General features: G+C 47.3%; 2 protein-coding genes. One reads left to right on the top strand and one right to left on the bottom strand.

What is annotated here, in order from left to right; genetic code table 11:
• The first annotated feature begins 101 nt into the window (after positions 1 to 101).
• A complete protein-coding gene (locus WC980_08260; GenBank protein ID MFA5795038.1) occupies positions 102 to 14,558 on the top strand; it encodes a hypothetical protein in 14,457 nt (4,818 codons plus the stop codon).
• Here WC980_08260 and WC980_08255 read toward each other — a convergent pair.
• Positions 14,555 to 15,346, bottom strand: a complete 792-nt coding sequence (locus tag WC980_08255) for a helix-turn-helix domain-containing protein (GenBank protein ID MFA5795037.1) — start codon at positions 15,344 to 15,346, stop codon at positions 14,555 to 14,557. The genes WC980_08260 and WC980_08255 overlap by 4 nt on opposite strands.
• Positions 15,347 to 15,388 lie beyond the last annotated feature (42 nt).

The raw sequence follows: 15,388 nt of genomic DNA, 5'->3' as shown, positions 1-15,388 counted from the left end.
CGGTCTGGGATAGAAATTCATCGCAGTGTAAAGTACGGATAACCTCAACTGATTGGCAGAATATTTCGGTTGAAAGCGGTGTCTTTAAGATTAAAGGCAAGGTGCAAATCGGATACCCGGCCGGCGGCGAGGTGTTTACTGTCAATAATAACCCGACCATTACCGGCACCAAGTCGACAACAGTAACCAAGATTAAAATAGAGTATTACAACGACGGGACTTCGCCCGGTTGGGAAACATTGGCTGCCAGTTATGATGTGGGTTCGGGCAATACCTGGAGTTACGGCGGCTGGACCGTGACAGACAAGATCAGCTCTGAGCCGTTAACTCCAACCGCCAAGATTCGGGTGACAGACGTAACCGATATCAATATAACCGACATCGTAGCCACCAGTAATAATTTCAAGGTCAAAGGTGCGCTAAGCGTATCGTCTCCGGCTGGATTCGAAGAATGGTTGGTCGGTTCCAGCAAGGTTATAACCTGGACAGGCACCGGTTCTGTTTCGCCGGTTAATATTTACTATTCCACCGATAATTTCGCCACCGTTACCAAGACCATAGATACCAACGTTCTGGCCGGGAGCGGCCTGCGGAGTTATACCTGGTCTGCCGTGGGCGATGACATCACTTCCGGTTATACGGTAAAAATAAAGGTTTGCGCCAGCAACGACCAGTCTAATGTAATCGGTTTGAGCAGCGGATTCAAGATCAAAGGCGCGCTCCAGGTGATGTACCCGACTAACAGCGGTTTGGAATTTGAGGTAGGCACCCCGATAACCATTACCTGGCGGACCACCGGTCAGCCTAAGAATGTCAGGATAGTTTATTATACCGACCTGATACCGGAAACCGAGATTACCGCGTCAACAGCCGCCACCTATTCATTGGTCAGCGGCGTGACTTATGACGGCAGGTATCCTAACTGGACCATACCCAATGCGGTATCCAAGAAAATGCGGATAAAGATATATGATAAGGATGACAGCGGTGTTAACGATATATCTGATAATGATTTCCGGGTAAAGGCCAAGATAACCGTGACCAGCCCCAATAACGGCAGTGAAGTTGGTATCGTCGGAGCCAACCCGGGTCTGCTCATCAGCTGGGTCATCACCGGCACAGCTTCGAATGTCAAACTCGAATACACGGTTAATAACGGCATCACCTGGACTAATATCACCACCGTGGCCGGTAATTCCAGCCCTTATAGCTGGGTGATACCGGATGTGTCCAATATCATATCACAGAATTGCCGTATCCGGGTGACTGACGATGACGTAGGGGAGACCGATATCAGCGATGCTTCGGATAGCCTCTTCCGCATTCGCGGTAAACTCAACCTGGATACGCCTAATGTCGCGGCCGATTACGAGGTGGGCGATACGGTAGCCTTCCAGTGGACGGCCACCGGCCCGATTGCTAATGTCAATATTCTCTATTCCACGGATGATTTCGTAAATGTTACCAATACATTATACACCAACCTGGCTACCGGCTCTGGCACCAAGACCCAAAACTGGACCATACCCAATGATTTTGCCGACCTGGTCAGCTCCCGGGTGATAAAGTTCAGGGTGGTTGATTCAGCAGACGGCGTGGTGTATGATAATTCCGATGCGGCTTTCAAGATTAAAGGCAAATTCCAAATAACCGATCCCAATACCGCCGGCACCACCTGGCTGGTCGGCGAAACCAGGACCATTACCTGGACCACCACCGGCAAGATTGGCAGCGTTAATATTCAATACACCAAAGGCGATGGTAGCTGGACCACTTTTAGCAACGGTTCGGGCGTGGTTAATAACGAAAATGGCACCACCGCACTGACCATATCCGTGCCGGACGCTGTGACCACAACGTTCAGGGTTAGGGTGGTCAACCAGGTGGATTCTTTGGTTAATGATCCGTGCGATTATGATATCAGGGTCAGGGGCCAGCTCCAGGTAACTGATCCGACCGCAAGCACCAAGTGGCAGGTAGGCAACCAGCAGAATATCCAGTGGACGGTTTTTGGCTCAATAAGGAATGTTAATATTGATTACTGGAATCAGCCATTAGGCCTGTGGGTATCAATAACCACCTCAGCCCCGGCCACCAACACGCCCGGCGCCGGAGTATATCTCTGGACCATTCCTAATTTGATAAGGGATGACGTAAAAGTCAGGATTATCCAGAGTGATGATTCAGGTGTCAGCAGTGAATCATTAGCATTTAAAATAAGGGGTAAGATACAGGTAAATAATCCCAACGGCACAGAGACATATTATCCTTATGACGCTTCAAATCAGCCGACCAAGTATCCGATTACATATACCGTAACCGGATCAATAGCCCAAGTACGGGTGGAATACTCGGTAGACGGCGCTTCCGGTCCTTGGAGTGTTATAACCACTACCAATATTGGTACAACCGGGGTATATAACTATATGTGGGAAGTGCCTGGGACGCTGGCTGATATCAAGAAGACCGTGCGTGTCAGAGTGATAGATAACGCTGATAGCGATATTAATGATTTCTCTGATGCTGATTTTGAGGTTAGAGGTATAATGCGGGTTACCCAGCCTTCAAGCAGTGATGTTTGGGAGGTGGGACAATCGGGAACTATCATGTGGAATGTTACCGGCGCGGTGGGTGATGTTACACTGCAATATATACAACCAGCCGATGGCTTGTGGTATAATATCGCTACGGTTTCAACCACCTGGGGCGCCAATAGCTATGTTTGGAGTAGCGTGGCGGACGCTATTACTTCTACGGCCAAAGTCAGGGTAAAGCCGCTTATTGATAGGGCCGATACGGCTGTCTCTGATTCATTCAAGCTTAAAGGCCGGGTGTTGGTAAACGCACCGGTATTTGCTTATGTGGCCGAGGTGGGCGAACAGGCGCCTATTTCCTGGGCTATTTCCGGCACTATTTCCACGGTGGCCATACAATATAAAGTCGGTATCGGCGGATGGGAAGATATCATTACTATGCCGGCCGGTCTGACCGGAGGAACTTATTACTGGACCACGCCTGACCGGATTTCTTCCAATGTCAGGGTCAGAGTTTTTGATACATCCGTTCCGGAGGCAACAGATGACTCTGAACAATTTGAAATACGCGGTAAGCTGACGCTGGATTATCCGTCAGCAAGCGGCGTGGAAGACTGGGTTATATTCGGGACTTATCCGATTACCTGGACCGCTCAGGGCAGTATTTCACAGGTTGAAATAAATTATTCGCTTGATAACGGATTGACATATCCGGGCGTAATTACCACTACGGCATCAGGAGCCGGTACACATGTATACTATTGGACCGTTCCGGATATTGCTTCGGCAGCCGCAAAAATAAGGGTTCGAGATACTTCCAATCCTGATAATGTTAAAGATCCTAGTGACTATTCTTTCCGTATTAGGGGTACTATTAATGTGAACTATCCTGGAGTTGGGAATGTTTTTACAGTGGGCGACCCTATAACCATTACCGGCACTAAGAGCAGCGGTGTGACCAAGGCGGATATCCTTTATTGGAACGGCAACCTCGGGCAGTATGTGACGGTTATTACTTCCACGGCTGTTGGCAGTGGCATGACTTGGTCATATAACTGGTATGCGCCGGACTGCGTCAGGGGTGATTTGAATATAAAGGTTATTTTCTCCGACGACACCAGCATCAGTGATATCGGCGAATCGTTCCGGGTAAAAGGTAACCTCACCCTTTACCGGCCTAACGGCGGTGAATCATTTACCGTATATACAACCGAGCCGATTACCTGGACCAAATTTGGTTCAATTAGCAATGTTAATCTGTATTACTCCATAGATAATTTTACGGCTACTTCAAAACAGATTGCCAGTAATATAGGCGCTTCTTTGGGGTATTTTGATTGGAGTATTCCCGATGACATAGATGGTTCCATTTGGGTCAGGATAACCGATGCCGGTTACGAAGCCGGGACTTATGATGACAGCAATAACCCGTTCAAAATACACGGTAAGGTAGAGGTTGTTTCTCCCAATGGCGGGCAGGAGTTTATCTGTAATTCAGTTCAGCCGGTTACCTGGACTGTTACCGGTTCTATTACTAAGGTTCGCCTGGCATATACTTATGGCGATCCGGATGGGCGCACTACCGAAGTAGTTATACAGTCAGATGTAGCTGGAACTACTACCGGAACCACGGGCGTGTATATGTGGAATGTTCCGAATAACCTCATTGCCTCAAAAGTCAGAATTAAGGTTTACGATAATAACGACCCAACGGTCTGGGATGATTCGGACAATACCTTCAAAATTAGGGGAGAAATCACGGCTAAATCGCCTAACGGCAACGAAATTTGGTTAGTCGGTAACGAATATCCTATTTCCTGGACATCAACAGGTCCTATTGCCAACGTTGGAATCCAGCTGTCGATTGACGCGACCCATTCCACATGGGAAACACTGGTAACTTCCACACCCAATAGCGGGTTGTTTAACTGGACGGTTTTGGATAGGGTTTCCGCGACGTCAAAAATTCGTATTTTTGATGCTTCAGATCCAACGGTTAGGGATGATTCGGACATCAACTTCAGAATCCGGGGTAGGTTTAACGTCATATACCCTAACGGCGGACAAGTATTTACGGTCGGGCAGAATAACGTGCCCATTACCTGGACATCTGCCGGAACTATGGATACGGTTAAAATTGAATATTCTAAGGATGATTTTAATTCTGATATTAATACGATTGTTGCCTCAACGGAAAATGATGGAAGTTACAGTTGGCCGGTAATCCCAGATGCCATAGTGGCGACAATGGCGATTAAAATAAGAGTTTCTTCAACGACTGACAGCGGCGCCAAGGATGAGTCCGACAGCGGATTTAAAATCAAGGGTGATTTAACTATCAATGCTCCGAATAATGCCGGTATTGTCTGGACCGTTGGAGAACAAAGGCCTATTCAGTGGGGTAAAACAGGTGATATCAGCCAGATTGAACTGAAATACTCTAACGATGGTGGATTGACCTATCCTAACTCAATAACCATCACTAATGCTTCGGCCTTATCTTATACCTGGACAGTGCCTAATGACATCTGTGTTACACCTAAAATAAAAATTAAGATAACAGATGTGGCAGACCCTACCACGGTTAATGATGATTCCGATAATGCATTCAAGATTAAAGGCAATATCATAATTGGCGCCCCCGTATTAAACGATATATTTACGGTCTATAATGCCAGTTACTATCCAGCAACGCACCCGATTACCTGGACGCTTGTTGGGACAATTAATAACGTCAAGATAGATTACTCAAGTGACAATTTTACATCAAACATCTGGCCGGTAGTGGCATCTACCTCCGGTCCGGCCGGCATCTATAATTGGCAGGTTGAAGACCGGATATCCGCTGTGAAAATAAGAATTTCCGATGCGGCTGATTCCTCGGTTTACGTGGATTCTGACCAGTTCTACATTAAGGGTAAACTTTTCATTACCGCCCCGCTTAGCGGTGAGGCCTGGAAAGTGGGGGCATCCCGGAATATCCAGTGGAACACTACCGGTACAATTGCTACGGTAAAACTTGATTATTTCTCTCCGGCGCTTAATGACTGGACAACGATTACGCCATCCACCAATAATTCCGGTATTTTTGGATGGACCATACCCGACGACATTACCTATTCCAATAATGTAAAGGTTCGCGTGATTAGCACGGTAGACCCAACTATATATACGGATTCTAACGGCTTTAAAATCCGGGGCGATTTCGTGGTTGATCAGCCCAATACCGGTACTGAGACCTGGGAAGTTGCTACCAACAAGGTTATTTCCTGGACCACTACAGGAACTATTAACAATATAGACCTTCTTTATTCAATTGATAATTTTGCCTCTACCACGTGGACAATTATTACCAATACCGTAAATAGCGGAACCTACAATTGGACTATTCCAGATAACGTTTCTGATAGCGTTAGAATCAGGGTTCGGGACACTAATGATCCCACTTTGGTTTATGATAATTCCAATAACAATTTCAAAATAGTTGCACGGATGCAGGTGACCAAACCCGTTGTTACGGATAAATGGCAGGTCGGTGAAAAATACACCGTTAAATGGAAATGCTGGGGTACCGTGCCTGACGTTAGGTTAGATTATTCAACTGTCTCGCCATTTACGGCTTGGAAACCGATAACCTCTACTTATACCAATAACGCCAGTTCTGACGGCGTTACCGAAGGGACTTATGAGTGGACTATTCCGAACGATATTTCAGAGACCGTATTAATTCGCGTGGCCGATACGAGGTATCCGGCATTGGTATACGACGACTCCGAGCAATTTAAGATAAAAGGCGCTATCAGGATAACCAGCCCGGTTTTTAATGATACATTTTTTGTCTATAAGGTCGGGGCTAATCCCAATCCGCATAATATTGTCTTTACCATAACCGGCACCGGCATTAGCACCGTGAAGATATTACGCTCTAATGATAATTTTGCTTCCTCTTCTGAAATTACGGCAAGTCTGGCTGTAGGTCAGGGTGAGAATATTTACCCTTGGCAGGTGAACGACCCCATCTTGCCCAACGTAAAGATTAGGGTGGAAAAAACCGATGATCCTGAAACCAAATCCGATTCTGAGTTCTTTTATGTAAAAGGTAAATTTACCGTTACCGCGCCAGGCGCCGGCGCCTATATCGTTGGTTCTACCATACCTGTTCAGTGGATGAATTCCGGCACTATTGCCAATGTTAAATTGGAATACTGGTCGCAATTGGATGGTAATTGGAAGGTGATCTCCGGCGCGGGCAATGCGCCAAATACCGGCTCCTATTCCTGGGATATACCTAATGATATTACGCCTTTATATAACATCAAGGTTAAGGTTACGCATGCGGCTGACCCGACCAGCTATGATGAAAGCGACGTCTCGCAGCTGTTCAAGATAAGAGGCGCCTTTAACGTGATATTCCCCAATGCTTCGTCCGACACCCTTAGGGTGGGCGAAAGCACAGCCGTTTCCTGGGGCACTATCGGCACTATGGAATATGTCAAACTGGAGTATTCTACTGACGAGGGCAGTAACTGGATTAACCCGGCTATAGAATCCAGCCTTCTTAATGAAAATACTTATTCTTGGACTATACCCAATGCCATAACCACCACCGCCCGATTCCGGGTTTCCTATGTGTCTGACCCGACTGTTTACGATATCTCCGATAATAATTTCAGGATTATGGGCAAGATTAAAGTCAATCAGCCTAATACTGATGGATTGGTCCTCTATGCCGGTGACAACTATCCTATCTCCTGGACCAATACCGGTACTATACCGACGGTGCGGTTGGAATATTCGGAGGATGAATTCAGCACACCCATTTCTATAACCGATGTGAGTTGTCCGACACCCGGTGAGTGGAATTACAGCTGGCCGATACCGGCCAATGCCATTCGGTCTCATTCCAACTGGAAAGTTCGGGTCTATGATATCCGTTACTCTACGACCACTACCAATAAGTCTGATAACGGCTTCAAGATACGCGGTAATTTTAATATTGCCGAGCCTATCGGCGGCCGGGCAGATGGCGTCTGGGTGGTTAACGATCCGATGGTAATTACCTGGACCACCACCGGCAGTATCCCTAACATCAAGGTTTTCTATTCCAAGAATGAATTTGTCACCTCCTATCCTTTGCCTGCTGGATATAGCGACTCTAACAATGGTTTGTTTAACTGGACGGTGCAGGACTTCATTACCACCGACAAGAGCGTCCAAATCAGGATTGTGGACGCCAGCGACCCCACGGTCTACCGTGATTCGGTAAAGTTTAAAATCAGAGGCAACCTGGCCATTACCCAGCCGGCCGGTTTAGAAGTCTGGACAGTTAACACGGTGAAAAATATCTTCTGGACCAGCACCGGCTCTATCCCCAACGTCCGGCTTGAGTATTCGCGTGATAACTTTACTTCCGAAATAGTGGAAATCGCCGTCAGAGCTAATACCGCCGGGGCCAATTCTTATGACTGGACCATACCGAACGCCATTACGCCGATCACCGATGGTGTAAAGGTAAGGGTAGTGGATATCCTTGACTCATCTGTCCTTGGTATTTCTAGCGGATTTAAGATTCGAGGTAATTTATCTGTTGCCGAACCCATCGGCGGCCGGGCCAACGGCATGTGGACAGTCGGGGAAACTATGCCCATTACCTGGACCACTACCGGTACTATTGCAAATGTTAAATTAGAATACTCAACTAATGGCGGTAGCACCTGGATTATGCCTCCGATTGAATCCAGCCTCTTGAATGCAAATAGTTACACCTGGGTTGTGCCCGATGCCATTACCACAGCCGCACAGTTTAGAATTTCTGATATTGGCGACTCGACCGTTTATGATACTTCAAATAATAACTTTATCATTCTGGGTAAAATTAAAATAACCCAGCCGGATATCTCCGGGTTAGTCTGGTATGCGGAAAATACCTATGCTATTTCGTGGACGACATACAGCAGTACACTTCCGACAGTGCGGTTGGAGTATTCGGAGGATGATTTTAGCACACCTATCTTTATGGCCGATGTGAATTGTCCAACGCCGGGAGATTGGGGTTATAATTGGACTATCCCGGCTAATAGAATCAAGCCTCATTCTAACTGGAAAGTTCGGGCATACGACATCCGTTATAGTGCGGATACTACGGATAAATCCGACAACGGCTTCAAGATTCGCGGCAACTTTAATATCGCTGAGCCTGTGGGCGGGCGGGTCAGTCGCATTTGGGAAGTCGGCGAGACCATGTCAATAACCTGGACCACTACCGGCGCAATTAATAATGTTAGGGTGCTTTATTCCAAGAATAACTTTGTCAATTCATACGAGGCTTACAACGGTGCCAATACCGGTTTGCTAAACTGGCAGGTGGCCGACTTAATAACCCTTAACCAGGAAGTTAAAATACGGATTGTTGATTCTGCCGACGATACGGTTTATCGCGATTCAGTAGCTTTCAAAATCAGAGGTAGTCTTAATGTGACCCAGCCGGTCGGGCTGGAAACATGGACCGTTGGCGAGGTCAAGATTATTCGCTGGAACAGCAACGGCTCTATTCCCAGCGTCAATCTTGAATACTCACTGGATAATTTTGCCACGCCGGGCCAGGAAATTACGACCGTGACCAATACGGTTGGAGCCAACTCTTACAACTGGATCATACCGCCTGATGCGATTACCACCCAGGCGGATGGGGTGAAAATAAGGGTTGCCGATCCTAATGATGCGGCTGTATACAGCACATCCAACGGATTTAAGATTCGCGGAGACTTCCAGATTAATACGCCGGCCGGCGGTGAGGCCTGGATTGTTTCCAATATCTATAGTATTACCTGGACCACTAAAGGCAGTATCAGCGCGGTCAATATTTATTATTCCACCGATAATTTTGGGCCTAATACCTGGGCGGTTGTTACCAATACTTCAAATACCGGTTTTTATTCTTGGCAGGTGCCGGACCGGATATCTGCGGCCGTTAAGATTAGAATTTATGATTCTAACGATTCACTCGTTTGGAACAGGACTCCTTGTAATGATTTCAAGATAAGAGGTAATTTTGTCATGAATTCACCCAAGGCTTCTGATGCCTGGGCGGTCTATCATCCGGTCAATAATCCGGTCACCTATCCGATTACCTGGACGACCATTGGAACGATTGCAAGGGTTAAAATCGAATACTGGTCGCCAGGAGTAGGTGATTGGACGCTCATAGATAATTTTTATGATAATTCTACCGGCATATATAATTGGCAAGTCCCTGATTTGATTACTTTTGGCGCGGATTCATTTGCCACCAAGATTAAGATTACAGACGCCAATGACCCGGCTGTTTACAAGGAATCCGGCGGTTTTAAAGTTAGGCCTAAATTCATAGTTACAGCTCCGATAGCCAACAGTTCTCTGGTGGTTTCCAGGAAATACTGGATTAACTGGACAACCGTCGGCACCGTGCCAGCCGTCAGGCTGGAATACCTGCGCGGCGGTACTGTTTGGACGGCTATTAGCGGAGCCGAAAATATGGGCAATACTAATTCCTATGAATGGACTGTGCCGGATGATATTACCCAGAATTTTTCCACAAAGGTTCGTATTCTTGACACCAGGGATGTTACGGTTACCGACGGCGAGTCAGCCGGTTTTAAGGTCTGCGGTGAGTTCACCATCGGCAGTCCCAATGGCTCTGAGCAGTGGGATGTCGGCGAGACTAAAACCATTACCTGGACCAATTTGGGCACCATACCCAATTTGCGCCTAGAGTATTCGCTTAAAGGCGACTGGACCGATACCGTCCAGATTATCAACTCCGTAACCAATACCGGTTCTTATAATTGGTTGATTACATCAATACCGGACAAAATCACCCAGTCGCCCACGGTTAAAATCAGGGCGACGGATATACGCGACGCCTTGATTTATGACGATTCCAATAACGGATTCAAAATCAGGCCTAAATTCACTGTGACCTATCCAAATGCAGCCGGTATCCAGCTTGATGTTGACCAGAACGTCAATATCACCTGGACCACCGACGGCAACGCGCCCAATGTCAAGATTGAATACTCCAAGGATGATTTTGGTATGGACATAAATACTATAATTGCCTCCACTGCCAACACCGGATTGTTTAGCTGGACCGTGCCCAACGACATAACCTCGCCCGATTTCAAGGTAAAAATCAGGGTTTCCGATGTTCGTGACTATGATGCCAAAGACGATTCTAATAATCATTTTAAGATTCGCGCTAAATTCACGGTTGATAGCCCCAATACGGCCGGAATCGTTTGGGTAAGAGGCGAGACCAGGACTATTTCCTGGACCAATACCGGCAGTGTTAACAGCGTTAAACTGGAGTATTCTAAGGATAATTTTGTAAGTGATATTCATACCGTTATTGCTAACGTTCTTAATAATACGTCGCTTAAGAGCGGCAGTTATGACTGGACCGTGCCTGATGATATCACTTCGCCTGATTTTAAGGTGAACATTCGTGTTTCGGACAGCCGAGATGATGATGCCCGGGACGATTCGGATAATCCGCTGAAGATAAGAGGCAATCTGGTCGTCGGATATCCGAATGGCTCCGAAATCCTTAAAGTCGGTGATAACTGCCTGATACTCTGGACCACGACGGGGACTATCCCGACGGTCAAAATAGAATATTTTAACAATACCGATTGGGTCACGATTATTACTTCTACAGCAAACGCTAATTCGTATTCCTGGACCGTTCCGGACCGGATTACCATCGATTATCCTATATTGGTAAGGGTTTCCGATACCCGCGACCCGGCTGTAACCACTGATAGTTCCACTAGCGGCTTTAAAATCAGGGCCAATATCCAGGTTGGTTCGCCTAACGGCGGCGAGAACCTGTTTGTTGATACCAATACTACCCTGAGCTGGACCGTTACCGGCACCGTTCCGACCGTTCGGTTGGAATACTCAATAGATGATTTTACCACAGTCAAGGTTATAACTAACAGTCTGGTCAACAATATCGGTCTTAATACGTATGTCTGGCCGGTGCCCGATGATATTTCGCTCGGTCCTATTACCAAATTAAGGGTGGTTGATACGCGCGACCCGGCTGATGCCTATGACATATCCGACGCCGGCTTCAGGATCAAGGGCTGGTTCAATATCACTGGGCCGGCTATTGATTATAAGGAATATAGGGTAGGTCGGACACAGCCAATAACATGGACCACCTTCGGTACAATGGCTATTGTTAAATTACAATATTCTAAGGATAATTTTGTTTTTGATATCAACGATATAGATACATCAGTAAGTAATGTAAGCAATGGGGTTAGGGTATACAACTGGACCGTGCCCAACGACATCACGCCGGACGAACGAGTGAAAATCAGGGTGTCTCTGCCGGGCGACCCGGAAATCTATGCCGATTCGATGGGTTTCAAGATACTCAGCGATATTACGGTTACGGCGCCGGTCGGCGGCGAACGTTGGATAACTAATGAGGAACATAATATCAACTGGCAGTGGACCGGCACCGTGCCGCAGGTGACCTTACAGTACTCTAAGGATAATTTCGTGTCTGATATCCAGACTATATATGTGGAAATAGCGCCGAATATAACAAGTTCTGCCATGGCTAATTTTGGCACTTTTATCTGGACCATACCGGATGACAAGAACGAAAACGTTAAGGTCCGGGTCTGCGATTCCCGCGACCTGGCGGCCTTCGGACAGAGCCCCAATAAATTTAAGATAGATTATTACTACATCACCTTTATTATTTTGGACGACGTCACTCGCTTGCATCTTAGCGCCCTGACGATTAAGGATATGGCTACCGGCACTACGGAATTCCCGGTGTCTTCGCCTAAAACCAAGGGTTATCCTTACGGTGTCTATCAGACACTTATTTGGAAAACTGGTTATTTAGACGTTGCTCTTGATTACTGGATAGCTGATTCCGATAAGACGTTTACCCTAAAAATGGAAGGATCGGTTGTGCACGGTTGGGACATCATGGCAGACTTTAAGTATGATCCGTCAAGCGATGATATGCATGTGACCTCCTGGTTTATGCGCGACGGTCTGCTCATGCCGGAACCGGATAAAGTTGAAATCGAGCTTTATGACGAAACCGGCACCTTTGTCAAGAAGCTTGAATCCAGTACGCCCAGAGAAGACGGCGTATTCAGCATTGACTGGATGGATACCGGTCTGGAATCCAACACCACCTATTGGGCTAAGGTTGGGTTGACCTACGCTGGCAAGACGTTTACCAGCGCCCTTACATATAATATAAACATACCGGTTAAGCTCCAGAGCCTGGCTAATGCCGCGGCTAACATCCAAAATACGGCCAATACCATCCAGACTAACGTTGAAGCTATCAGTGCCACGGCTGTTTCCACCAAGGAAACAGCAGAAGACATCCAGCGTAAGGTCCGGACCCTGGTTATCCTGCCCGAAACCGTGGACCGGTTGGAAGAGGTTTCTAACACCATGCGGGAGCAGTTGACCGATGTGCGTACAACTATTAGAGATGAGGTTAAAGGCGTGCTCAAGAAAGGCGTTTTGGCTGAAATAGTTACTCGGGAAACTGTTGTAAAAACAGGCGATACATTGAGCATAAAATACCGTTTGTCAATGAAGGGTTTGACTCCTTTAATAACTGTTTATGATCCACGGCTGGAGATTAAGATAAGCCAGGCCATAATGACCGAGATATCTACCCCGCAGGAGGAAAGCGGTCTTTATGAATACCCTGTAAAATTCGATAACGCCTGGGGCCTGGGCGAATTTACCATTATCTGCGAGGACTTAAACACAAAAGCAACAGATAGTATCGTCATAACCGTTGTCCAGTCCAATCTGGACGATGTCAACCGTCAGGCGACTATTATTGTCGGCCAGACCGGTCAGACCAAAGAACTCAGCGCCAAGCTGGATATGATTAACGGCGACGTTCAGTCGGTAATATCAACGGTTTCCAACATTCGCAGTTCTACCGCCGAAGGAAAACTGGACAGCGCCGTCATCGGGCAGATTAATACCGAGGTCAGGGGCGTGGCCGATAAACTCAAAGTCCTGGCCGGCGACAGGGGTTTCAACCTGGATACTCTTTATCGTGATATCGTCAACGCCAAGACCGATGATATGAAGGATATTAACAACCAGCTATCCACCCTTAAAGCCCTGGAAGACCTAACCCGTAAGATATTCGAGCGGACCAATGAAAAGTATATCGTTACCACCCAATATATCTGGGGTTCGGTCAAGATGATTGTCCGGGCTTATAACAAGAGTAATGAAGAAATTCAGGTCGAGGTTAAGGCCTTCCTGCCCCAGGAAATCAAGGAAGCCGATGTTCTGGAAAGAGGTGATTTTGTCACCGGTTATGACTCGGTCCGCCGGACCTTCTTTGTGGAATTGCCCGCAGATAAACGCCCGACTTTGCGTCCCAACGAAATCAAGGAATACGAGATTACGCTCCAGAATGTCTGGTTGATAAGCGAACAGGAAATTACCGACCGGAGGGACCAGAGTTTATCATTCGTAAAACAGCTGGAAAAGAATCCTTATTATGAAAAAGCTCTGTTCCTGAGGAACACCATCGAAACCGAATTACAGAAGATAGAAAACCTGCAAACCAAGGCTAAGAACGCAGTATCGCCCGAAGAACTGATATCCACCTATCGCGACAACCGCGAACGGCTGATTGGCGTGGACCGCTTGTTGGATATCCTCCGCAAGCTGGCATTCCCGGAACTGGCCGAAGGTGAAAATATGATGACCATCACCGGGCTTGAAGGTCTGGTCGGCAAGGGTGCGGCCGGCACCACCGCTGCCGGTGAAGGCGGCGGGTTCGGTATTGACGCTTCGTCATCCTGGAAGCTGATACTGGTTGTACTGAGTTTCCTCGGCCTGATATCCGTGGCTTTCTTCTTTATCTGGCAACAACAGCTTAAGAAGTCCCGGGTTTCGCCGGAGCTCAATATTAACGCCGAAGACCTCAAAATGCCCGAAGTAGGTAAATCCGGCGAAGAGCGTTAATCGATTGGTATGTCGGTTATGCGGTATGCTTGCCATTTAGACTGTTCTATCTTGGGCAATAGCTGAAACGCCCTCGGGTCAACTGCCAGCGCAAAACTTTCGTCTTTAATCCTGATTTTCCAGAATGTCAGCTCCGCAAATGCTATGGCCGTGCTTAGTTTGAAATCGTTTCGGCCGAATATTTCTTTGGACCAGGTATAAGGATGTCGTTTAGTCGCAGAGCGCTCCTGATGCATCCGATGACGCTCTTCCTTATTACCGACCCGGCCGTGGAACGCCGCTTCATGGACATAGTATTTGAAATCCTTGCGGTATTGCTCCAGGACATCGGGGTTGAAAAAGAGCATGCCAAACGCCGCGTCCTCAACAAAGAGCAACCGCCGTTTGATAAACTCCTCCAAATCGTTTTCCCAAACGACCCAGTGTCCGCCCAATTTGCTGGCGGCCAGCTTGCCATCTCTTATCCAGTTAGTCACGGTCCGGTAGCAGACGCCGAGAATTTCCACAACCGCTTTTAACTTCAATGGTTTGTTGTCCTGATACGTTGGCTTGCGTATGACGCTAGTAGAGATAATATCCGCCACCGGAGTGGGTTTTTTCGGCGATGTGGCGCTGAATAGATTCATATCCCGCTCGATAGAGAACTTATGCAGGATGCGCTCTTCCACCACCCAGCGTCCGCCCATCTTCTGGGCCGGCAATTGGCCTTTCTTAATCCAGCGTGTCAGGGTCAGTCGGGAGACATTCAGATAATGAGCCAGTTCGTTCAAGGTCAAGGGTTTGTTCATGGCCACAAGATTACACAGATTTAATAGGCAGTCAATAAAATC

This window comes from Candidatus Brocadiia bacterium (assembly GCA_041658285.1).
In the GTDB taxonomy this organism is placed as follows: domain Bacteria; phylum Planctomycetota; class MHYJ01; order JACQXL01; family JACQXL01; genus JBBAAP01.
This window is presented reverse-complemented; position numbering and strand designations above follow the sequence as displayed.

What these genes read in the sequence shown, in the direction of transcription:
- WC980_08255 (MFA5795037.1), bottom strand. Translation starts at nt 15,346, where the DNA reads ATGAACAAACCCTTGACCTTGAACGAACTGGCTCATTATCTGAATGTC.